Genomic DNA, 23,944 nt, shown 5'->3' on the forward strand with positions numbered 1-23,944 from the left:
TTTTCTATCAGAGAGATGCTGCAATCAGTTCTGCTATATCGTATACTTTAACCGAATCTTCTTTTGCATTTTCTTTCACGCCATCGGTCATCATTGTATTACAGAAAGGACAGGCGGTCGATATGATGCTTGCCCCGGTTTCCAGGGCTTCTTTTGTGCGTTCGCTATTGATGCGGATATTACCTTTTTCTTCCTCCTTGAACATCTGGGCGCCGCCGGCACCGCAACACAAACCGTTGGAACGGCAACGTTTCATTTCGGTAAGTTCAGCATCCAGGATTTCGAGTACTTTTCTTGGTGCTTCATATATTCCATTTGCACGACCCAGGTAACAGGAATCATGGAAAGTGATTTTTTTTCCTTTGAATTTTTCACGATCCTGTAAAACGATTTTTCCCGAATCGATCAGCTCCTGGAGAAAACTAGAGTGATGAACTACATCATAGTTTCCACCCAGTTCAGGATATTCATTTTTAAGAATATTGAAACAATGCGGGCAGGTCGTTACTATCTTTTTAACCTGGTAGTTGTTCAGTATCTGGATATTCTGATACGCCATCATCTGAAACATAAATTCATTTCCGGCACGCCTTACCGGATCCCCTGTGCATATTTCTTCTTTTCCGAGAATAGCATATTTTATCCCCAGTTTATCGAGAATAGTGGCAAAAGCCCTTGTTATTTTCTGTGCCCGTTGATCAAAACTACCGGAACAGCCTACCCAGAATAGTACTTCCGGCTGTTCACCGGCTGCGAAAAGATCTGCCATTACAGGTACGACCATAGCATTTTCGTTTATAATTCGTTCATGAACGTCAAATATAATATAGTTGCTTTTCTGGCGGGATATTTTATAATCGTCAGTTCAGGTCTGTTCCTTAACCAATCCTTTTCCCGGATCATCACCATATTCATTGGTGAAGCGAGCCTCTTATAAAATTTCGAAGTTCCCCGGAGAAAAAGGCAACAAACGGGCACGTTGATTTTTGCATTGATGCTGTGAACAACCGGAATTATTTGCTGATGAAAATCAGGTTAATCTCTGACCGGCATTATCTTTAACTGGCACTGCATTTGTTTAATTGATAATGGGCATAATCAATCTGTTAAACCTGACGGTAATGCTTAAGTGCATCCGTTTTTTACCTAATTTTCGAACCGACCTGGAGAGATCATGGTCATTGGGATATGCAAAAAATAACATTAATAGCAACGATCGGTCTTTTTATATTGACTCAGTCACAAAACATGAAACCCGTTGATGAGGGATCTGCTGTTAAATTCAGGATTAAGAATTTTGGAGGGACTGTGATCGGATCTTTTAAAGGACTTAACGGTACAATGCATTTTAATCCGGCGGATTTATCTTCAGCATCTTTCGATGTTACGGTAGATGTAAATACAATCAATACCGGAATTAATATGCGTAATAACGATCTTAAGGAGGAAAAATATTTTGATGTAAAAAACTTTCCTAAAATCAGGTTGGTGTCTTCGAAAATTACCAAAGCAAAAGACGGTGTGAACAGTTTTGAATTTACAGGCGAACTCACTATAAAGGGAACCAAAAAGACTATTCAATTTCCATTCACGACCAGCCAGGCCAATGGCGGCACTATGTTCAAGGCCGAGTTTCCATTGAACAGAAGAGATTTCAATGTAGGTGGTTCGAGCATTTCCCTAAGTGATAATTTGACTGTATCTTTGGCCGTTCTTGGAAAATAGTGATTCGAAGAAACTCACCAAAAACAATTTTCAATTCAAATGCAGTTGCAACAAGCCGTAAGAAATGTTTTTACCCAGCTTACCGTTTCTTTGGATCAACTCAGCGCTGAACAGTACAAATTTTCCTGTGCGCAATTGGGGAACTCAACTATTGGACAGCATGTTCGTCATATTATTGAAATGTTTCAATGTCTTGAGAATGGATATACGACCGGCGTTATCAATTATGAGATCCGGAAAAGAGATCAGAAAATAGAACAGGACAAGGGATTTGCCATGCAACTTCTGCAGGAAATTCATGACTCGCTGGCAAAGGAAGACAAAGCGCTGATACTGGAAGGTGTGTATAATGATGATTCTTCGGATCTCATGCGTTTCCCGACAAATTATTACCGCGAGATAGTCTATAATCTCGAACATACTATTCACCATATGGCCCTGATACGGGTGGGTCTCCGTTCGTTCAAAGAAATTGAGGTCCCTGAAACATATGGCGTTGCCGCTGCAACTGTCAAGCATAACAAATCATGTGCACAGTAAGTTTTCTGCCAGCCGCCGATCAGATCTTCCTTACTTCGAACCGCGATGAAAAGCATTTCCGATCCGATGCCCTTGCGCCGGAAATTCACCATAGTTCGTCGGGTAAAATTTTGTATCCAAAAGATCGCGATGCAGGGGGTACGTGGATAGCTTTACATGAAAACGGGCATGCTATAGTTTTTCTGAACGGTGGATTCGTTGGACATATTACGAAACCACCTTATCGAAAAAGCAGAGGGTTAATTCTGCTTGAAATTGCAGATAGTTTTGCACCGGTTACTGTTTTTGAAAAAATCCAGTTGGAAAATATTGAACCTTTTACTGCAATCATTTCTGATAAAAATGTGCTTTTCGAATGCCGGTGGGATGGTGATCAAAAACACATCGCTGAAAAAGATCCCGCCATACCACATATCTGGTCGTCGGTGACGCTTTACGATGAGGAAATTATTCAGAAAAGGACCGGATGGTTTAAGGCATGGCTTGATTCGGCTTCTGAGCATTCCCAGGAAGAGATTTTGCATTTTCATGAATTCACCGGCGACGGTGATGGCCACAACGATTTAAAAATGAATCGGGGAGGGGCAGTTTATACAGTGAGTATTACTTCAATAGCAATTAATGATTCGGGCGGAATGATGTATTACCACGATCTCAGGAATCATAAACGTTACCGGAATTCTTTACCATTCCGCCAAACATCCCTTGTGTACTGATGGCATTTTCCCGGAAACCCTTTTTTATAAAATTATTCAATTGGGAATACTGGCCATTTGAAGTGGTGTATTTTCCGGTTTTCCCTGTTTGGATAGTATTGTGGTTAAGAGCAAGGGCCATTTATTTTTTCAATACTTCAAATCCGGGAATCGAAAACGGAGGCATGATGAATGAATCCAAGAAAGACATTCATGATATCATGCCGTCGGATTTATACCCCCGCACAATTCATTTCCCCCGGGACATTGATCATAGAAAAGTCTGCGCTGCTATTGCGTCTAACGGTTTCCGTTATCCCTTGTTTGGTAAGCCTGATGTAGGCGGAAGGGGGAGAGGCGTCAGGAAAATTAAAACGGAAAAGGAATTAAGCGAATATGCTTCAGCGGCTACCATCGATTTTCACATACAGGAGGCCGTGGAGTTCGAAAATGAGGTTGGCATTTTTTATTATCGGTATCCAGGAGAGGAGAGTGGCCGGATCACGGGGATAGTAAAAAAGGAATTTTTAGCCGTAACAGGCAACGGCAAACAAAGCATCGGTGATTTAATATTGAATGATCAGCGCGCGATAGTTTATTCTGAAAGTCTGAAAAATACCCTGGGAGTCGAATGGCACCATATTCCCGGCAAAGGAGAAAAGGTGATTGTTTCTCCTTATGGAAATCACGCCCGCGGATCTAAGTTTGTTGATGACAGTGATAAGATTGATCCCTCATTAACACGTGCTATGGATCAGATTACTTCGCGCATAAGAGGATTTAATTTCGGTCGGCTGGATATTCGTTTCAGGGATTGGGAATCTCTTCGAAATGCGAGGGATTTTATGATTATAGAAGTAAATGGCGCGGGTGCAGAACCTACCCATATGTACGATCCGGAGCATTCCATAATTTATGCCTGGAAAGAAATCATACGTCACTGGTGGATCATGACTACAGTCAGCATAAAGAATCATAAGCAGGGAGCTCCTTATCTTAGTCTGAAAGAAGGCAAGGAAATGTTCCGGAAATACAATGTGATCCGGAAGCAGATAAAGGAGATTACAGAATAATAACCAACCGAGCCATTCGCATCCACATAATAGCATGCCATTTCTACGGATTTTTACCACGGGTATGTTTATCAGTTTCCTGGGAACGCTTCCTCTGGGAACATTAAATGTATCTGCCATGCAGATTGCCGTCAGCGATGGTATCGCTCCGGCATATTATTTTGCCTTTGGCGCGATTTGGGTGGAAATGGTTTATGTGCGCTTATCCCTTGTGGCTATGGATTGGGTTCGGAAAAGAAAGAAGCTTTTAATCTTGCTGGAATGGGTGACATTGTTTATAATCCTTGCCCTTGCTGTTTCCAGTTTTTATACTGCGCTTAATCCGACAATGCAGAAAAATCCTATTCTTTCTAACACCCTGCCCCGATTTTTTCTTGGTACGATTATGAGTGCTGTAAACCCCATGCAGATACCTTTCTGGTTTGGGTGGAGTACCATTTTATTTACGAGAAAAATATTGGTGCCGGGTGCAGGACAGTTCAATTTTTATATTGCAGGGATTGGATTTGGAACACTAATAGGCAATTCTGTTTTTATTCTCGGTGGAAAACTGCTGGTGGATAGTCTCAATGCAAATCAGAACGTAATTCATTGGATTGTTGGCGGCATATTTTTAGTGACAGCCATCATTCAACTGGTGAAGATGATCATCCAAAATGGAAAAGTTTTCGATGAGTGATCTCAGCTATTGGTGTGGGCCCACTGATCGCGCTCATCAGGAGAAAATTTCCAGGGCGCAAAATTGTTTTCGACGTTACTGAACATGGAATTCCATTCCGCGGGCGCAGTGCTCTCTTCCATTACGAGGTAACGACGCAATTGTAAAATGATGTCCAGCGGATTGATACTCACGGGGCATTCCTGCACGCATGCATTGCAGGTAGTACATGCTCTTAACTCTTCTTCGGTAATATAATCACGCAACAATGTCTTTCCCGATGCAGGTTCCTTATCTTTCTGATCCAGACTTTTCCCTACCACTTCGAGCCGGTCGCGGGTGTCCATCATAATTTTTCTTGGAGATAATTTTTTCCCGGTAATGTTAGCGGGGCATGCAGCAGTACATCGTCCGCATTCTGTGCAGCTATACGCATCGAGAAGATTTTTCCAGCTGAGGTCTGAAACATCTTTTGCACCAAATTTTGAATGAGGTTGTTCTGCACCAGCAGCCGGAGCAGTTTCAGGAGCCATAGCATACAATACTTCCTTTTGTATCTCTGGCATATTTTCCATCTTTCCGTTGGGTTCAAGTCTTGCGTAATAGGCATTGGGGAATGCAAGCAGGATATGCAGGTGTTTTGACCAGGGAAGATAATTCAGGAACGCGAAGATGCCCATAATGTGCAGCCACCAGCATGTTCTCTCCATTGCGATCAATGTTGCATTACTGAAGCCATCCAACACGGGATGTATCATTGATGAAAAGAGGAAATTTCCTGTCGGATGCGCGTTATACCCGGGGGCACTGCGCTGTTGCAGGAGCGTGTCAGTCGCATTCATGGTCAGAAATAAAACCATGAGCAGAATTTCCGTAATCAGGATATAGTTGGCATCTGATCTTGGCCAGCCATCGAGCTCTTTACTCCACAGGCGTTTTACATATACCAGGTTTCTTCTCAAAAGAAAAATCACACAAACCGTAATTACACCAACCGCGAGCAGTTCAAAGCTGTTGATCAGGAACGTGTACGCATTCCCGGTATATGGGGCAAAAAGACGATGTGTTCCCAACAAACCGTCCAATACAATTTCCAGTACTTCGATATTGATAATGATGAATCCAAGATAGATTACCAGGTGCAGGAAGGCCACCAGTGGGTTTCTGAACATTTTTTTCTGACCGAAAGCCAGTAATAACACATTTTTCCAACGCTCTGGTTTGCGGTCATTCAGTTGCTGATCTCGTCCCAGAAGGATATTCCTGCGAATGGCCATAATTTTCCTGGAGAAAAACCAAACAGCTGTTGCAGTTAACAGGAAAAAAATGATCTGTGCGATTATATGCATACAAGAGGGTTAGATTTGTAAATTTACACCAACCTGTTTATACACAGGGAATTTGAAGATTAAGCCCCATGGACAATAAATATATTCTTTCTGCTGAAGTTACTGAAATGAAACTCCAAAGACTTGCATATGAAATTCTGGAGGCCAATCCCGGTGAAAATCATATCATCATCGCCGGGATTCTCGACAATGGTTTTGTAGTTGCAACAGCTTTATGTGAGCACCTTAAAAAAATATCGTCAATTACAACAGAGTTAATTTCGGTATCACTGGATAAAAAACATCCTGAAACAATAACTATCAATTCCCAACAGGATTTTTCAGATAAAGTAATTATACTGGTTGATGATGTTACCAATAGTGGTAAAACACTGTTGTACGCATTGAAACCCTTTCTTGAGTATTATCCCAAAAAAATACAGACCCTCGTGCTGGTAGAGAGGAGTCATAAAATGTATCCCATCCATCCTGATTTTGTAGGTCTTTCTCTCGCCACAACATTGATGGAACATATTTATGTTGAAGTTGAAGGCAGTTCATTAAAAGGTGCTTATCTTAAGTAGGTTTAACGTTGAACGTTCAACGTTTGGACATCTCAAAAATACATTCCATAAACAACCACTTTCCCCTGCGTATTAAACTCAATCGCCGGTGCGGGAATCTTTACCGCATTCACCATGGAGAATATGGTTTTCAGCCATTTTTTCTTCACCGGGATACGGGTGAGATCGATATCGGCTGACAGCAGAAATTTTCTGTACCTGGGAATATCTGATCTGTCGGTTAACGTCCCATCTTCATTTGTCCAGACGTTTTCAGTTCCCCCAAGCATTGTTCTTGCGCCATAACCAAAGGAAAGGTTGAGCCACCTGGGTATTTTAGAATCAGGAAAAAAGGAACGAATATTAGCGCTCAGCCAATAAGTCTGCGCGTTATAGTCTTTAAGAATTTTTTCAGCCCCTGTTCCGAAAAGATCGTTTGCGCGTTGCTGTACGCTCGGGTCATAACTGAAAGGATAATAACTGAATTTAATCATAAGCTTTTGTTCTTTCCATCCGAATTCCTGTGACAGAAATAACCCGGCCCCGGCTAAATTCATTATCATGTCGCCGGTACTGAACCCCCACTTGTCTGAAAATCCATCCTGGATCTCAATAATGCTCAGGTAAGCGATACTGCTTACACTTCCCAGGATGATTGCATTTTTATTCTTAATGCCTGTCCATCGCCACATATCTGTTGAAAGTCTGCTGATCTGGTATGCCGTCCAGGCATGTCCTGCCTTATCCATCTGTTGCCATTCCGGCCAATCGTTGAAAAAATGGAAATCCACTTTTTCATAACCTTTGTACCATGCCTGGTTGAGTGCGATAAATGACCCCACCCATATCCCGGTTTGCAGTCCTCCAATAAGCCAGACACGGCCTTTGTTTGCCTGATTTTTTATTTTAGTTGGTGAAACAGATACGGAAGAATCCCGGGGCATTGTTGCAGGAAGTTGCGCAAAACATCGGTCACTCAGAAAGAGAATACAGCAGGTGATTAGTATTTGAATACCGGATTTCAGTGGTGATCAGGGTTTTGGCAATTATTCATTCAACGTCAAAATTACATATCTGTTTTGAAGTATCTTTATGAACGTTGAACGTTTAACGTTTATCGTTCAACGTAGAACAGTCACCATAACTTAAAATTAACCCGCAACGAACATGGACGCTGCCATTAAGGAAAAAGTACAAAACTGGCTGGTAGGCAATTATGATGAAGCCACAAAGCAAGAGATCAGAAAATTAGAAGCAGAGAATCCGAAAGAGTTAGCAGACGCATTTTACAGAAGTCTTGAATTTGGTACCGGTGGGCTCAGGGGTATAATGGGGGTAGGTACAAACAGAATAAATAAGTACACGATCGGTATGGCAACACAGGGCTTTGCCAATTACCTCAGAACCAAATTTCCCGATTCTCCAATCAGTGTAGTTATTGCTCACGACAGCAGAAACAACAGCAGAACATTTGCGGAAATAACAGCAAATGTAATGGCTGCAAACGGAATCAAGGTGTATCTCTTCGAAGCACTTCGTCCGACGCCGGAACTTTCATTTACCATCAGGAAATTGCAAGCGAACGGGGGTGTTGTTTGTACGGCTTCACACAACCCGAAAGAATACAATGGATACAAAGCTTATTGGAAAGATGGTGGCCAACTCGTACCGCCTCATGACAATAATGTTATCGGGGAAGTTGAAAAAATTGCTTCGGTTGATGAGGTGAAATGGAGTGGGGGAGAATCAAATATTACCATCATTGGAAAAGAACTTGATGAAGCTTACCTGGATATGGTCAAGGGTTTGAGTGTTTATCCTGAAGTAATCGCCAGGCAACACGACCTTAAAATTGTATATACGCCGATACACGGAACAGGTATCATTTTAGTACCTGCTATTTTGAAGAAATTTGGATTTACAAATGTTCATATTGTTGAGGAGCAAAGTGAACCTAATGGCAATTTCCCAACTGTAGTATATCCGAATCCGGAAGAAAGCGAAGCGATGAGTATCGGTCTCGAACAGGCGAAAAGAATTAATGCAGATATTCTCCTCGGTACCGATCCAGATGCTGATCGTGTAGGCATCGGCGTTAAAGATGATAAAGGAAACTGGATACTCATGAATGGTAACCAGACGGCTGTACTTGCATTTAATTACCTGATTGAAGCAAGGAAGGTGAAGGGATTGGCAAAGCCGAATGATATGGTTATCAAAACCATTGTGACCACTGATATGATTGATGAAATCGCGAAGCAGAACCAGATCAGTTGTTATAATGTTTTGACAGGATTTAAATGGATTGCCGAACTCATCAGGGAAAAAGAAGGACAGGAAAATTATGTGATCGGAGGTGAAGAGTCATATGGATTAATGGTGGGTGATAAGCTGAGAGATAAAGATGCCATCAGCGCCGTTGCTTTCCTGTGCGAAATGGCAGCGTATGAAAAAGACAAAGGAAACAGTCTTTATGATAAGCTGATCGAGTTGTATCTCCGTTATGGATTTTATAAGGAACACCTGATTTCTATTACAAAAAAAGGAATGGATGGCCAGCAACAGATTGCAGCGATGATGGAGCAGTTCCGCCAGGCGCCACCGGAATCATTGAACGGATCAAAAGTGATTAGCTTGCTGGATTATGAAAAGCAACAGGCTACCAACCTCGTAAGCGGCGAAGTAAAAGCGATCACCCTTCCTAAAAGTAATGTTCTCCAGTTTATTCTTGAAGACGGTTCAAAAATCAGCGCAAGGCCATCGGGCACTGAGCCTAAAATCAAGTTTTATTTTAGTGTGAATGAAAAACTGGATAAAAAAGAAGATTTCAAAAAAATAGAAGAGAAACTGGATAACAAAATCAGGAAGATCATTGCTGATCTGAAGTTATGATCGATTCGATTAAATTTAATAAAGGAAGGCAGCCATTGGCTGCCTTCGTCTCTTTAAAACATAACGATCTAGACAGGAATTGTGAGTACCTGGCCGGGAAATATTTTATCCGGATCTTTGATCTTGTCTTTATTTGCTTCAAAAATATCCTTCCAGGTAATTCCGCTGTATTGTTTCGCAATTTTGGAAAGATTATCTCCGGACTTTACTTCATAAGTGGTGGCACTCCCCGCAGCTACACTGATGTTAAGAACGAGGTCGGCTGATTTCATTCCAGGATCTATTTTTTCATAAAGATCCCAGAGTGTTTTTTTAACCCCTTCGGATGGCGCAGTGCCTGTAACATACAATACATTGTTCTGTTCCACTACGCTTAAATCAGAAACACCGTGAGCATGTGCAGCACTGGTGAGTTCGGAATATTTATCGCTTAAAGCCATATTTGTAGGTTTTCAGTTTGTTAAGTTTTTATTTGATGTCGGTGATCTGATTTATCACTTTTTTAGGATGTACTTCATTAACTGCCTGCATGGCTTTTATGCGTACATCTTTCTTTACAGACCCCGTGAGTGTTACTTCGCTGTTGGATACAGCCGCTGTAACGCCGGAAATTCCTTTTGCTGCGAAAACGGAATCAACACTTTTACGGAGGATTTCATCTGGGCTGATCACTACCGGTGGAGGCGGGGGAGGAGGAACCGTAATATTATTAACAACTGATTTCACTCCTTTCAAGCCTTGTAAAGAGGTTTCAGCGGCGGATTTGGTGGCTTCGTCCGGAACCTGTCCTGCAAGTGTTACTACACCATCTTTGACATCGACAGTAACAGCACTGTTAACCGCGGACACTTTTGCTTTTGCGCTTTCGGCGATACTGGCATCACTGGGTTTACATGCTGCAAAAAACATCAGGACAAACAACAGGATTCCCGTGAATGGTGTGATTACTTTTTTTAATTGCATAACATATGGTTTTGATATTTAAGATAAGTGATTAAGGTATATCAGCAAAAAAACTAATACAAACTGGTGTCCATTTTGATTATGATAAATTAATGATGAAACAATTAGTTTTGCGGCCATGCGACCTTCTGAAGATAATTATCTGCATAAAGGCCTGAGAAAAAATCTGGTCAACAATATCCGGGCCAAAGGAATCACAAATGAACGTGTTCTCGAAGCTATCCAGGCCGTACCGCGGCATTTTTTCCTCGATTCCGCTTTTACCAAACATGCATACGAAGATCGTGCCTTCCCAATCGCTGAAGGACAAACTATATCTCAACCTTATACAGTCGCTTACCAGTCGCAGCTTCTCGATGTAAAGCCATTTGATAAAGTTCTTGAAATCGGAACCGGAAGTGCCTACCAGGCCTGCATACTTGCAGAAATGGGTGCACAGGTGTACACAATTGAAAGACAGAAAAAACTGTACGAACAGAACAAACTTTTTTCTTATGCCAGGTCTTTTCCGGGCATAAGATTTTTCTACGGCGATGGATTTGAGGGTTTACCCACATATGCTCCCTTCGATAAAATAATTGTTACTGCTGCTGCTCCTTTCATTCCTGAAAAACTCATCGCCCAGTTAAAAACAGGTGGGGTTATGGTAATCCCGGTAAATGAAGGAGATCTTCAAAGAATGCTGCGCCTGGTAAAGAATTCCGACGGCAGTTTTATCGAAGAACGTTTCGATCAGTTTTCGTTTGTGCCGATGAAAGAAGGGAAGAAGAACTAAGTAAGAGGTATGAGGGGAGAGGTAAGAAGTTCTGCAAACACAATTTTCAAAAGCACAGGAGAAAGAGATTCAAATCATTTTTTAAGCAGCTTAATTGTACAGTTGTAATGCAAATTCAGCATTAGGTTAATCTAATACCCCCCGACACTTCTTGCTTCATACCTCTTCCCTCTTACTTTAATAAAATAGGCTCCGATCAACATCGGAGCCCTTTATGGTAAACCACCCGGTTTTCAAAAAAAGATTGGATTTCCAACTACCTGACCAAAACTATGTTATTGCTGCATGTTGTTTCCTTCCTGGATACCATCCATGCCGCTTCTTGTATTTTTACGTTTGAACAATGATGCATCAAGCTTACCAAAACGCCAGTTGAAATTCAGGCGGAATACCTGCCAGTCGCGGCGCCTGGAAACATCCTGTACAAAATATTCTGAGAATGAATGTGTCGCATACACACGGGTACGGAAAATATCATTTACTGAAAGCGTGATTGATGCTGCTTTATCTTTCAGGAAATCTTTGCGGATAGCGATATCGACTCCGTAGTTGTCAGCAATATAACCCTGTGCAGTCGTTTGTGCCCCACCGAAAGGTCCGCCTCCACCGCCGCCAAATCCACCACCACGGCCACCACTGCCACCTTGTGGCAGTACGGATCTGCTGCGATAATCACCACTCAATTGTATACTGTAATTCTGTGGTAATTTGAATGCAGCATTCATTTTTCCGAAGAAGCTCCACATGGAGTTTGCAAGATCCTGTGAGAGATTTTCCCCGTTGATGGAAGAGTTGTACAGGTTCAGATTCGTAGTTACTTCAAGCCACTTTGCCAACGGATTTTTTGATGTAACCTCAAATCCATAGGACATACTGTTATTAGCATTCACCCAGGTATTGACGATGATATCGCGGCCATTGATCTGGCTCTGTTCTTTCACCTGGTACCTTGTGATCAGGTCGTTTGTGTATTTAAAATAAGTCGAGAATAACAGGCTGTGGTTTTTCTTGAATGTTTTCTGGTAGGACACTTCCAGCGAATTGGTAAACTCTGGCACCAATGCCGGATTACCCCGACTGATATTCAGTGAGTCAGAATAATCAACAAACGGCATCAGCTGGAAGAAGTTGGGCCTGTTGATTCTTCTTGAATAACTCAATTGCAGATCCTGTGATTCGCTGAGTTTGTATGTAAGGAACGCACTCGGAAATGCGCTGAACGGATAGGAGTTGGTGAACTCTGATCCATCGGTAAGCAGTGTTCCCTTGTATCTTGAGCTTTCAAGCCGCAAACCCAACTGGTAGGTAAATTTCTTACCGATCATGTTTGAATACGTGCCATAGGCTGCAAGTACGCGATCGATGTATTTGTAATTTGCATTAATGACTACTACCGGAATATAATCTCCGGAGACAGGATCATAGATATAGTTGAGGTTTTCACTCTGTACATCCCTGACTGCTGCACGAACACCCAACTCAAATTTCGATTTATCATTGATTGGATTCACAAAATCAGCCTGAATGGTATAGAAGGAGTTTTTACCACTACCAGATTGTTTTTGCTCGATGGGAATTCCCTTCGGATTCGAGTTGTAATCGAGGTATTGTGTATTATAAATGAAATCTCTTCTATTGGAGTTGTAAGTATAGTTCAGATCGGAAGTGAACTCCATCCCGGGTTTCTTGAATAATTTCTTGTACCCGATGGCACCGCCTACATTCTGAAATTTGAAGTCACCTGTCGATGTACGATTGCCGTACTCACTTTTCACAATACTATTAATGATTGAATCTGTTTTGAAAGCGATATCATCAACGTTATCAAATCCACCCTGTACATAGTTACCCGATACAGTTAATGTGTTCCTGTTGTTAAGGAAGAAATCAGCACCGAGTCTCGTAAACATGAAAAGGCCTTTGTTCTCACTATTGTATTTCTGGTTGAACGTGATATTAGGCGTTGTATAAAAATCCTGCCTTACCGATGTTCCTTCGCTTATAGATTTACGTTGGTTGAACATCGCAGAAGCGAAAAGATTCACTTTTTCCTGTTTAATATTGATATCACCGCCTCCATTAAAACGAAGACGTGAATCAACACCTGCCCTCAGATTACCGTTGTATCCTGCTTTGCGGTTTTTCTTTAACACGATATTGAGGATACCCGCTGTACCACCGGATGCATCAAATTTTGCTGATGGGTTCGTGATAATCTCAACACTCTGGATTGCATCCGAAGGGATCTGATCAAGCGTGAGTGTTGTAGGCCTGCCATCGACAAAAATAGTAGGAGGGCTGTTTCTCAGGCTTACATTACCATCGATATCAACATCGATACCGGGAATGTTTTTCATGAGTTCTGTGGCTGTCTGGCCAGTGCTGATCAAACTTTTTTCAACATTGAAAATCCTTCGGTCAACGCCCATTTGCATAAATGGTTTTGCACCGGTGATTTTTATTTCATCCATCACTTTTGCATCGAGTTCAAGTTTTATATCGCCAAGGTCAACGTCAATTTTATTAAGCATCTGGCTCATGTCGCCATTGCGTGGGCCTCCTATTTCAAACTTTACAGGTTTTTCGTAAAGCTGGTAACCAATACCCGAAACCCTGAGTTTGAACTGACCCATAATCGGTAGGCCTTCAAGACTGAAATCACCATTGGCACGGGTCAGCTGACCAGCAATTACAACATCTTTTCTTTGTTTGGAAACGGAATCAAATTTGTTTTGAATAAGCTGCACGGAAGCTGCGTCAACGCCCTTGTTGGTTTTACTGTCAAGGATACGGCCATAGAACCTTCCCATATTCATATTCTGTCCGCCACCAGGTCTGCCGCCTCCGCCAGCCGGAAACTGGGCACTGGCAGCCAGGCCTAACACACTCATAAACAAGGTAAAAACTATTCTCATCGCAAAAATTTGACTTTAGATGCGCATTGAAACCTAAAACCTTCGGGCTTCTGTACCTATTATTTACAACGGTAATATGTGGGAGATAAGCGGTGTTTGATGGCATTGAACAAAAGTTCGTGAACGCTTAAACAGAAAACATAAGGGCAAACCGGGTCCCTGAAAAAAGCTGAGTAAAGGGTTGTTGGATGAAGCTTGGAAGGGAGACGAGGGCTCAAAACGGACTTTCTCTGCTAATTGAAAGGAAAAACGGCAAACGATTTTTAAAAGCAAAACTCATTTTGGAGGAAACACAAGTTTGATTAATTTTGCCGTCCTCAAACACGGAGGGTGTAGCTCAGCTGGTTAGAGCACCAGATTGTGGTTCTGGGGGTCGTGGGTTCGAGCCCCATTATCCTCCCGTGAAAAAGCCTTCAGAAATGAAGGCTTTTTTGTTGCCATTACCACCCCAACTTCTTAACATATCCTTTGTCAAAATGGATTTCAGACCTACAACAATGGTTCTCAAAAACCGTTAATTTTGGAGATGGCCTTTAAATACCTCAACAATATGTTTAGTAAAAAATCTGTCCCATTCATTCTGGTGTTTTTGTTCTCTGCAATTCTGATTGCTTTTGCTACCACAAGAAACACCGGAATCAAAGGACCTGCAGATAAATACCAGAAGATATTCACACAGATTTCGGAAATGCTTGAGGATGCGCATTTCAGCCCAAGGAAGATTGATGATCAGTTTTCGAAAGACGTGTTCAAAAAGTACCTTTCCAGTCTTGATCCGGACAAAAACATCTTCGTTCAGTCGGATATAAAAGAGCTGAAAAAATACGAGACAAGGATTGATGATGAGTTGCACAATGCTCCGATAGCATTTTTTTACGCTGCAAATGAAATTTATCAGAAAAGAATAGCTGAAGCTGCTCAAATCTATCAGCCCATTTTAGCTCAGCCATTTAATTATACGGTTGACGAGTCGGTGGTACTTGACGGTGATAAGCTGGATTATCCGGCGAATGAAGCTGCCCGGAAAGAAGCATGGCGTAAACGTTTGAAGTATATGGCGCTGGACAGGTACAGCTCTTCAATTGAAGAAAGGGAACAGAATGCGTCGAAGAAAGATTATGTAGCGAAAGCTGATTCAACCCTCGAACGTGAAGCGCGTAAGAAAGTAACGGCTACGCTTGACCGTAATTTTGAGCGCCTTCGTACAAAGTTTACTGAAGAAGAAAGATTTAACATGTTGGTGAATACCATCACAGGAATGATGGATCCCCATACAACATTTTTCCCTCCGCTCGAGAAGAGGTCGTTTGACGAACAGATGAGCGGACGCTTTTTTGGTATTGGGGCATCACTTCGTGGTGATGACGGTGCAATTAAAATTGCAACGCTTGTAACCGGAAGTCCTGCATGGAAATCAGGACAGGTGCAGGTTGGCGATCAGATATTAAAAGTAGGTCAGGGCAATGAAGAACCGGTGGATGTTGCAGGTTATGAAGTTGAAGATGCAGTGAAGCTTATCCGTGGTAAAAAAGGAACTACTGTTAAACTGACGCTGAAAAAAGCAGATGGTGCTATTAAAGTGATCTCCCTGGATCGCGATGAAATTGTACTTGAAGAAACATTTGCACGCAGCGTAATCATAAATGAAGGCGACAAAAAGATTGGTTATATTTTTCTTCCTGAATTCTATGCTGACTGGGAAAGGCCAAACGGCGCACGCAGCGCCAAGGATGTAGAGAATGAAGTGAAAAAACTGAAAGAACAAAATGTCCAGGGCATTATTATGGATCTTCGTAACAACGGCGGTGGGTCACTCATCGATGTAGTACAGATAGCTGGTCTTTTCATTCCTGAGGGTCCTATTGTTCAGGTAAAAGACAGGGAAGGAAGACCAACCATTCTACGTGATGATAAAAAAGGTGTTTTGTATGATGGCCCTCTTGCTGTAATGGTGAACGAGTTCAGTGCTTCAGCATCAGAGATTTTCGCTGCGGCCATACAGGATTATAATCGTGGTATCATTATCGGAAGTACTTCAACTTATGGTAAAGGTACTGTACAGCGTAACCTTGGTCTTGAGAAAACGAGTTCATTCACTTCGGGTGATAACAGTGACCTGGGGACACTTAAACTTACACTGCAGAAATTTTATCGCGTCAATGGCGGCTCTACTCAGCTGAAAGGTGTTACGCCAAATATTGTAATACCTGACACTTACGAATACCTGAAGTACAGGGAAAAAGATAACCCGGAAGCTTTGCCATGGGATGAAATTCAGAAAGCTGTATACAATCCGGTAAATCCGGGATATGATCTCAATGGCATACGTTCTTCAAGTATGGACAGGATCAAAGCCAGTCCGACTTTTGGAGCTATTAATGAAAGCCTCGCATGGTTGGAGAAAAATAACGACCGTGAGTATTCTTTAAACATTAATAAATTCCGCGAAGAGCAGAAGAAAGTTCGTGCAGTTTCCAAAAAACTGGATGAACTCACTAAACAGCAAAAAGAGCTTCCGGTGTCTTTACTTCCGGAAGATGAAAAATACCTTTCAGCTGATAATGATAAGCTTGAAAGGAGAAAACAGTGGCTGAAATCTCTTACAAAAGACATTTACCTGAACGAAACAGTAAATGTGATGAATGATATGATCAAACAGACTTCTGCTGTTGCAAAAACAAACTAGAATAAAAATTGTATAAACGGAAAGTCATCCGCGGCAGGCGGATGACTTTTTTTATTTTCATAAAGCTATTTTTGTAAAAAAACATCCATGCGCAAACTCTTCCTACTGCTGACCTTTTTTGCAACTGCTCTCACGCAGGCACAGACGGGTACTCCTGTTTTTAAGCTAACTGATCAGATCCGCCAGGATCCCGGCGTCAAAGTGGGTAAGTTACCGAACGGAATGATGTACTATATCCGTAAGAATGTAAAACCTGAAAAGAAAGCGCAGCTACGTTTAGTAGTGAATACCGGATCGGTATTGGAAGATGCCGATCAGCAGGGCCTGGCGCACTTTATGGAGCATATGAATTTCAATGGGTCAACAAATTTCCCGAAGAATGAATTGGTGAATTATCTGCAATCGATAGGTGTAAAATTCGGTGCGGACCTGAACGCATCTACCAGTTTTGACGAAACAATCTATATTCTTCCGATTCCAACTGATGATCCTGCAAAAGTTGAAAAGGGATTTACTGTATTGGAAGACTGGGCCGGAAATGCATTGCTTGATCCGGAAGAGATCAATAAAGAAAGAGGAGTAGTTCTTGAAGAATCCAGAATTGGAAAGGGGGCAGGAGAGCGGATGTCAAAAAAATATCTCCCTGTTATATTCAATGGCTCAGCTTATGCAACGCGTTTGCCCATTGGTAAAGACAGTATTCTTCAGAATTTTTCGCCGGATGCTTTACGGAGGTTTTACCAGGATTGGTATCGCCCGGACCTGATGGCCGTAGTTGTTGTTGGTGATATTGATCCTGCAGAAGCAGAAAAGAAAATCGTCGAACACTTCAGCAAATTCAAAAATCCTTCAAAAGCACGTGTACGTCCTTCAATAATTCCGATAAAAGAAAGAAAGAGCAATCTTGCGATGGTACTTACCGATAAAGAACAAGCGCAGAAAGTATTGCAGATTATTCATTCATTTAAAAAATCTGAAAAGGTAAAAACCTGGAACGACTATCGCAAAGTAGTAATCGAATCTCTCTATAGTGACATGCTTAATCAGCGCATTGCTGAAATCACCAAGAGTAAAGAGCCTCCGTTTGTAATTGGTGGTGCAGGTTCTATCAGTTTCCTTCGTGGTTATAAAGCGAATGCTTCATTTGCGCTACTTGGCGATAAACCTGTAGATAAAGCAATCGAGGCTTTTGCTACAACTTATGGTTCTGCAAAAAAATATGGATTCCTGCAATCTGAACTCGATCGCGCAAAAAGTAACCTGATGACAAGTGTTGAAAGGGCTAGTGCAGATAAAGACAAAACCGAATCAGCAGTTTTTGTTCAGACTTATATCGGTAATTACCTGAGTGGTTCCAACATGATCAGCTTCGATGACAAACTGGAATTCATGAAAGCTTATCTTCCGGGAATCACTATTGCCGAAATAAATAAATATGCTGCAGGGGAAGACCTGACTACTGGTCAGTTTGCAATCCTGATGGGTCCGGAAAATGCAAAATCAAACCTGCCTACGGATGCTCAATTGTTAAGCATGATTGACAATGCAGGAAAACTCCCGGTAGTAGCTTATACTGAAAAATCTGTTGGAGGAAGCCTTATTGATAAAGGTCCCGTTGCAGGTAAAATTGTTTCTGAATCGAAGAATGATAAATTAAAAACGACCAATCTCACTTTGAGTAATGGCGTAACTGTGACATTAAAACCTACAGATTTCAAGAATGATGAAATCCTCATGGATGCTATGCGCCCTGGTGGATTCAGCAATTTCCCGCTGGAAAATAAAATGAATGCTGAAGCCGGTGCTTCGATGGTGATGGAAATGGGGGTTAAAGATCTAACACCTGTCGATCTTGAAAAATTTCTTGCTGGTAAAGCTGTTTCTGTATTGCCGTACATCAATATGTATGATGAAGGAATTGAAGGCAACAGCAGTATTAAGGATCTTGAGACATTTTTCCAGTTGATATATCTCTATTTTACTGCGCCAAGAAAAGATGAAGGATTGTTCAAGGCAGAAATTGCAAAACAGAAATCATATGTACAGAATATGATGGCTGATCCGGGAACTTATTTCCAGGATACCCTTACCCGTTTGCGTTATAACAACAACCCATGGATGCCTGTGATAGATAAACCCTCTGATTATGATGTGATGAGTGCCGATAAAGTGTTGGCTGTGTACAATAAAATATTTGGAAACGCTGATGGAATGCATTTCACTTTTGTCGGCAATATCGATTCAGTAAAATTCAGATCATTGCTTGAAAAATATATCGCCAGTCTTCCAGCGTCGCCGACTACACATAAATATACCGATGTAGGTCTGCGACCGGCGATGGGCGTTATCGATGCAAAAATTAAAAAAGGTGAAGATCAGAAAAGCCAGGTAGTAATTCGTTTTTCCGGCAACGCCGAATATTCGCAGACAGAAGCTATAAAACTTCGTGCATTGTCTGAAGTGATTACACTCCGAGTAATTGATCAGTTAAGGGAATCAATGGGAGGTATTTATGGTGGTGGAGCTAACAGTAGCCTTTCTAATGTGCCTTATGGGTCATACACTATTGCAACTTCTTTCCCCTGCGGACCGGAAAATGCGGAGAAACTTACAAAAGCAGTGTTTGGTATTTATGAAGATCTAAGGAAAAACGGTTGTGAACAAAAAGAGCTTGATAAAGTAAAAGAGACATGGAAGAATCAATATCATGAGCAGGTGAAGCAGAATGAATTCTGGTTGATGACATTGAGTAACGATAAAGTGCGTGGTCTTGATCCGGAATGGACGTTGCAGTACGAATCTGTTGTGAATGCGTTGACAATTGATGACGTGAAGACTGCCGCCAATAAATACCTGGATATGAAGAATTACCTGATCGGTACTTTATATCCTGAATCGAAGTAGGCAGGAGTAAAGAGGGAGGAGAAACAGAAGCTGAGTGATTGATTTTGCCGATGGTAATTCCTGGGCAAGTAACTGGCTGTTTCGTATAGGCGCAAAATTCAAAGATTGAACACGAGAAAACTTTTTTCCGCTTTTTGCTGGCTGGCGGCTGGTCTTTTAATTTCAGTTTTAACCTTTGGACAAGCTTCAAAATCGGCAGTCCTGTTTACAGTCGGATTAAAGCCGGAAACACATCAGTTCCTGGTGGAAATGCAGGTGCCTGACCATAACGGTGACACTCTGGAGATAAGAATGCCTGCCTGGACTCCCGGGTATTATCAGCTGCTCAATTTTGCAGATAATGTAAGTAATCTCTCTGCTGCTGATAAAACCGGAAAATCGCTCGCTGTAATAAAGTCATCAAGGAACGGATGGAAGATCCCTTCCGGACCAAAACAGCAGGTAAAAATTACCTACCTGGTAAAAGCAGCAAGAGCATTTGTAGCAACACCTTTTGTTGATACCAGCCATGCTTATATCGTACCAACAGGTGTGTTCATGTATGTGCCTGAGGAACTGAACAGGATGGCACATGTCAGTCTGCATATTCCTCATCAATGGAGTGCTGCCACCGGATTGCATTTCTGGAACAAAGATCATCGCAGATTCACTGCTGACAATTTTGATATCCTTTTCGACAGCCCCATCCTTGTTGGTTCCCTGGAATACCTGGAGCCTTTTCAGGTGAAGAAAATACCGCACTATTTTGCTTCATATAAACCGGGTGAGTTCAACAGGAAGGCATTCATAGATGATTTGCAGAAAATCGTTGCGGAAGCCATTGCAACGATTGGAGATATTCCATACAGGAAATATTTTTTTCTTGGAATCGGTCCCGGTCCCGGAGGTATTGAGCACCTGAATTCAACAACATTTGGATTTACAGGAAATGCATTATCAACACCTGATGGAAAGAGAAGGATGTACACTTTTCTTGCACATGAATATTTTCATCATTACAATGTGAAACGCATCCGTCCCGTCGAGCTGGGTCCATTTGATTACGACAAAGAGAATAAAACAACCATGCTCTGGGTTTCTGAAGGTATTACTGTGTATTATGACCAGCTGATTGTATGCAGGGCGGGATTGATCAGTTTACAGGAGCTGATTAATGCCTTCCGGGATCGTTTACTGGGTTATGAAAATAAACCCGGCAGGTTATTTCAATCCGCCACCGAAGCGAGTTACAATACCTGGTCCGATGGTCCTTTCGGCAGGCAGGATGATGATTTTAACAGAACCGTTTCCGTTTATGATAAGGGCTCGGTATTGGGATTGATGCTTGATTTCAATATCCGCCATGCATCCGGTAACACAAGATCCCTGGACGATGTAATGCGGAAATTGTACAGAGATTATTATCAGCAGAAAAAGCGAGGGTTTACGCCTGAAGAATTCAGGGCTGTTTGCGAAGAAATGGCCGGGAAAAAATTGAATGAGTTCTTTGAATATGTTTCAACAACAAAGCCTATCGACTATAAAAAATATTTCAGATACGGCGGACTGGACATTGATACCATGCCGAAAAAAATTCCCGGCGCATGGTTGGGAGTTACCACCCGCAATCAGAATGATACGACTATTGTTACGAATGTGGACTATCAATCGCCTGCCTGGAACGCAGGTATCCGTCGCCGTATGGTTATAATATCAATAAATGGCGATGTACCTCAAAAACATCCAACCGCTTTCATTTTAAAGGAAAAGCAGGCAGGGGAAAAGGTGCATTTTGTTGTTTTGCATAACGGTGAACAGAAATCAATTGAGGTAACAACATCTGAAAAAATTGAACCCGATTTTAAAATCACGGTGCTGGAAAATGCTGATGAATTGCAGAAGCGGATCCTGGAAAGCTGGACACGCTCAACATTACACGATCAACGCTGAACGTCAAATGCCGTATCTTGATTTAAGGATGCCCCAATGATGGCGCCAATGTCCAATAAGTATGTAGCCGAGACTTAATGCTGTTATAGGGCTATTATTTGCAGTGCCTTTTTGTTGGAGCATAAAAGGAGTAAAACTCTGAAACATCATTAACCCGGATTGACGCAGGTTCATCATTTCTTCTTTCAGATCTTTTAAATGACGATCAGATGCATCTGCATTGGCGGCGTACGAATTTTCATCGAAACCGGGAAGAGACTGCTGTTCACCCCGGGCTATACACAATGCACGATATTGAAAGATTCGTTCCGCATCAATAGCATGCTGCAGCAATTGTTTTACGGTCCATTTGCCGGGAGCATAAGCATATGTTCCTTTTTCATTGGTGATTTCGGACAAATTACTTTTTAATTCAACCAGTGAAGATGAAATCGCCTGATGAACATCTTCTTCCTTTACCAGGCTCACATACGTTTCGTAAAATGGGGGATAATCTTCAGGTTTCGGGCGGGCCATCTTTTTTTTCTAAAAGTAATTAAAACAACAAACCGACCTGCATTTTGTAAAAATTCAACCTATCCTTTGGGTGTTTTTTTGAGTTTGGGCTGAGGAAGAACTTTTTCCTGCTCATTTTTTTCACCTTTCAGTGTGGAGGCTAATCTGATTGCATCGTATACATTGATAAGCCCTCCGGTAGCAGACAGCTCGGTAAATTCGATCTGTGTCTCGGCACCCGGTTTGGTTACTTTGGTTCCGTTCATTGGAGTTACGGATTTTTCAATAACATATTTCACCTGCTTTACACTGAGTTCAGGATAATAGCTCATCAACAATGCTGCAAGACCAGCAACAATCGGACTTGCGAAACTTGTACCTGATTCACTTCCGTAGATATTTCCACCAGGAAGCGTGGAATAAATATCTACCCCGGGGGCAAAGACATCTACTTTCGTTTTCCCATAGTTAGAAAATGATGCGGCCAGTTCTGACTTAAGCGCTCCACTGGCTCCAACGGTAATCCAGTTGGTAAGAGGTTTCGATTTTCCGTCCAGCGGATTAGGATTCGGGAAGACGTCCTGCTGATCCACATTTGCAGAACTATTACCAGCAGCCTGCACTAATAAAACCCCTTTGGATTCCGCATATCTCGCAGCGTCATCGATCCATTGTTTGTCGGGAGAAAAACTTTTGCCGAAACTCATGTTGATCACCCTGGCGCCATTATCAACTGCATAACGAATCGCATTCGCAATATCTTTATCATGCTCGTCTCCTTCGGGAACAGTACGAATGGCCATAATCCGGACATTGTCAGCGATGCCTTTTACACCGATATCATTTGAACGACTGGCTGCAATAATGCCTGATACAAGTGTGCCATGCATTGGGGAACCCGCCATCACATCATTGTTGCCATAGTAACGGTCATTGATATCCGAGTAATTATCCTGCACGATCAAACCACGATAATCTTCGGGGCCTTTTTCAGCAGCATCAACTTTCGATTTCTCTCCATCGTAGAAAGTCATCAGATCGTCGATCATTTGTTTATTGTACTTATCCATCTGCTCCAGTTGCTGAAACAAACCAAGGACGGTATTCCTGGCTTTGGACTCTTCAACGGTAGTTGCTTTGAATCGCAGCAAGTCATCTCCGGTGTAAAGATTTTTGCTCATCGATTTCTGCAATACGCTATCCATCGCCGGTAGTTTCTCCACAATGCTTTTCAGGAACAATACGTACATCGAAGCTTCTTTCGCCTGGCTTTCAATTTGTACTTTGGCGCGACGATAGTTCTTCCATTCCCATGCTTCCTGCGGGCTTAATAAACTATCACTCGTGATCTGGCTGTATTTTTTCTTGTAGCGATAATATACCCTGGCAGCCTCGTAGCTGTCTTTCGTCACATTACGTCCATCCTTTCCTCCGAGAAAATTCCAACCGTAAACATCATCAACATAGCCATTGCCATCATCGTCTTTTCCATTTCCTGGAATTTCTCCCGGGTTATGCCACAAAACCGGCTTAAGATCCTCATGAGTGGTGTCAACTCCGGAATCAATGACTGCAACAATAATGGTTTGTTTGGGTTTTTTATCCCTAAGGATCGTTCTGTAGGCTTTTTCCACACTGGTTCCGTATATTCCATCCGTCTGATAATCAAGCATATGCCACGATTTCGGAATCTGCTTTACGGCGGCTTGCTGGGCGTAGCCCTGCAAACAAAACATAGATATGGCTACTACCAGCACCTGTCTCTTCATGATGTACAAATCGTTTAAAGCAGTAAAAATACTG

At 42.0% G+C, this 23,944-nt stretch carries 19 protein-coding genes and 1 tRNA gene; 12 read left to right on the forward strand and 8 right to left on the reverse strand.

The genetic code is table 11. The features are described 5' to 3' along the window. Positions 1 to 7: 7 nt before the first annotated feature. On the reverse strand, positions 8 to 784 hold the full coding sequence (locus P2W82_RS01305) for a (Fe-S)-binding protein (RefSeq protein WP_336514022.1): 777 nt from the start codon (positions 782 to 784) through the stop codon (positions 8 to 10). Positions 785 to 1,188: 404 nt separating this feature from the next. Here P2W82_RS01305 and P2W82_RS01310 point away from each other — a divergent pair, with 404 nt between their 5' ends. Genes P2W82_RS01310 through P2W82_RS01330 form a run of 5 tightly spaced genes read left to right on the forward strand, consistent with a single transcriptional unit; the run spans position 1,189 to position 4,712 of the window. Then, positions 1,189 to 1,725, forward strand: a complete 537-nt coding sequence (locus P2W82_RS01310) for a YceI family protein (protein WP_336514023.1) — start codon at positions 1,189 to 1,191, stop codon at positions 1,723 to 1,725. A 39-nt stretch (positions 1,726 to 1,764) separates the two neighbouring features. After that, positions 1,765 to 2,265: a DinB family protein gene (locus tag P2W82_RS01315; RefSeq protein ID WP_336514024.1), complete on the forward strand. Its 501-nt coding sequence runs from the start codon at positions 1,765 to 1,767 to the stop codon at positions 2,263 to 2,265. Next, positions 2,253 to 2,981: an NRDE family protein gene (locus P2W82_RS01320; RefSeq protein WP_336514025.1), complete on the forward strand. Its 729-nt coding sequence runs from the start codon at positions 2,253 to 2,255 to the stop codon at positions 2,979 to 2,981. The genes P2W82_RS01315 and P2W82_RS01320 overlap by 13 nt, the downstream gene beginning before the upstream one ends. After that, a complete protein-coding gene (locus P2W82_RS01325; protein WP_336514026.1) occupies positions 2,981 to 4,033 on the forward strand; it encodes a hypothetical protein in 1,053 nt (350 codons plus the stop codon). Before P2W82_RS01320 ends, P2W82_RS01325 begins: the two co-directional genes overlap by 1 nt. A gap of 34 nt (positions 4,034 to 4,067) precedes the next feature. Further along, positions 4,068 to 4,712, forward strand: coding sequence for a LysE family transporter (locus P2W82_RS01330; RefSeq protein ID WP_336514027.1), 645 nt, complete (start codon positions 4,068 to 4,070; stop codon positions 4,710 to 4,712). 2 nt (positions 4,713 to 4,714) lie between these two features. Here P2W82_RS01330 and P2W82_RS01335 read toward each other — a convergent pair whose 3' ends face one another. Further along, the gene (locus P2W82_RS01335; RefSeq protein WP_336514028.1) at positions 4,715 to 6,040 is read right to left on the reverse strand and encodes a (Fe-S)-binding protein; all 1,326 of its coding nucleotides are present in this window, start codon (positions 6,038 to 6,040) and stop codon (positions 4,715 to 4,717) included. Between the two features lie 68 nt (positions 6,041 to 6,108). Here P2W82_RS01335 and P2W82_RS01340 point away from each other — a divergent pair, with 68 nt between their 5' ends. Further along, positions 6,109 to 6,603, forward strand: coding sequence for a phosphoribosyltransferase family protein (locus tag P2W82_RS01340; RefSeq protein WP_336514029.1), 495 nt, complete (start codon positions 6,109 to 6,111; stop codon positions 6,601 to 6,603). Between the two features lie 32 nt (positions 6,604 to 6,635). Here P2W82_RS01340 and P2W82_RS01345 read toward each other — a convergent pair whose 3' ends face one another. Beyond that, positions 6,636 to 7,526 (reverse strand): DUF2279 domain-containing protein, encoded by an 891-nt coding sequence (locus tag P2W82_RS01345; RefSeq protein WP_336514030.1) that lies wholly within the window; start codon positions 7,524 to 7,526, stop codon positions 6,636 to 6,638. Positions 7,527 to 7,749: 223 nt separating this feature from the next. Between P2W82_RS01345 and P2W82_RS01350 the strand changes: the two genes are divergently transcribed. Continuing rightward, the gene (locus P2W82_RS01350; RefSeq protein ID WP_336514031.1) at positions 7,750 to 9,474 is read left to right on the forward strand and encodes a phospho-sugar mutase; all 1,725 of its coding nucleotides are present in this window, start codon (positions 7,750 to 7,752) and stop codon (positions 9,472 to 9,474) included. 68 nt (positions 9,475 to 9,542) lie between these two features. On the opposite strand, the gene P2W82_RS01355 is transcribed toward P2W82_RS01350, so the two are convergent. Next, the gene (locus tag P2W82_RS01355) at positions 9,543 to 9,914 is read right to left on the reverse strand and encodes a LysM peptidoglycan-binding domain-containing protein (RefSeq protein ID WP_336514032.1); all 372 of its coding nucleotides are present in this window, start codon (positions 9,912 to 9,914) and stop codon (positions 9,543 to 9,545) included. A 28-nt stretch (positions 9,915 to 9,942) separates the two neighbouring features. Further along, complete coding sequence (locus P2W82_RS01360) at positions 9,943 to 10,437, reverse strand: BON domain-containing protein (RefSeq protein ID WP_336514033.1); 495 nt, start codon at positions 10,435 to 10,437, stop codon at positions 9,943 to 9,945. Between the two features lie 118 nt (positions 10,438 to 10,555). Here P2W82_RS01360 and P2W82_RS01365 point away from each other — a divergent pair, with 118 nt between their 5' ends. Continuing rightward, complete coding sequence (locus tag P2W82_RS01365; RefSeq protein WP_336514034.1) at positions 10,556 to 11,212, forward strand: protein-L-isoaspartate(D-aspartate) O-methyltransferase; 657 nt, start codon at positions 10,556 to 10,558, stop codon at positions 11,210 to 11,212. Between the two features lie 275 nt (positions 11,213 to 11,487). Here P2W82_RS01365 and P2W82_RS01370 read toward each other — a convergent pair whose 3' ends face one another. Continuing rightward, a complete protein-coding gene (locus P2W82_RS01370) occupies positions 11,488 to 14,127 on the reverse strand; it encodes a TonB-dependent receptor (RefSeq protein ID WP_336514035.1) in 2,640 nt (879 codons plus the stop codon). A gap of 326 nt (positions 14,128 to 14,453) precedes the next feature. Here P2W82_RS01370 and P2W82_RS01375 point away from each other — a divergent pair. From P2W82_RS01375 to P2W82_RS01390, 4 genes are all read left to right on the forward strand, one after another. After that, a tRNA-His gene (locus P2W82_RS01375) sits at positions 14,454 to 14,527 on the forward strand. A 150-nt stretch (positions 14,528 to 14,677) separates the two neighbouring features. After that, positions 14,678 to 16,813, forward strand: coding sequence for a carboxy terminal-processing peptidase (locus P2W82_RS01380; RefSeq protein ID WP_336514036.1), 2,136 nt, complete (start codon positions 14,678 to 14,680; stop codon positions 16,811 to 16,813). Positions 16,814 to 16,900: 87 nt separating this feature from the next. Beyond that, positions 16,901 to 19,717, forward strand: a complete 2,817-nt coding sequence (locus P2W82_RS01385; RefSeq protein WP_336514037.1) for a M16 family metallopeptidase — start codon at positions 16,901 to 16,903, stop codon at positions 19,715 to 19,717. Positions 19,718 to 19,822: 105 nt separating this feature from the next. Then, a complete protein-coding gene (locus P2W82_RS01390) occupies positions 19,823 to 21,646 on the forward strand; it encodes a M61 family metallopeptidase (protein ID WP_336514038.1) in 1,824 nt (607 codons plus the stop codon). A 3-nt stretch (positions 21,647 to 21,649) separates the two neighbouring features. On the opposite strand, the gene P2W82_RS01395 is transcribed toward P2W82_RS01390, so the two are convergent. Beyond that, entirely contained in the window at positions 21,650 to 22,162 is a 513-nt protein-coding gene (locus tag P2W82_RS01395; RefSeq protein WP_336514039.1) for a DinB family protein, read from the reverse strand. A 59-nt stretch (positions 22,163 to 22,221) separates the two neighbouring features. Continuing rightward, positions 22,222 to 23,910 (reverse strand): S8 family peptidase, encoded by a 1,689-nt coding sequence (locus tag P2W82_RS01400; protein ID WP_336514040.1) that lies wholly within the window; start codon positions 23,908 to 23,910, stop codon positions 22,222 to 22,224. Positions 23,911 to 23,944: the final 34 nt, after the last annotated feature.

This window comes from Pollutibacter soli (assembly GCA_029269725.1).
GTDB classification, from domain to species: domain Bacteria; phylum Bacteroidota; class Bacteroidia; order Chitinophagales; family Chitinophagaceae; genus Pollutibacter; species Pollutibacter soli.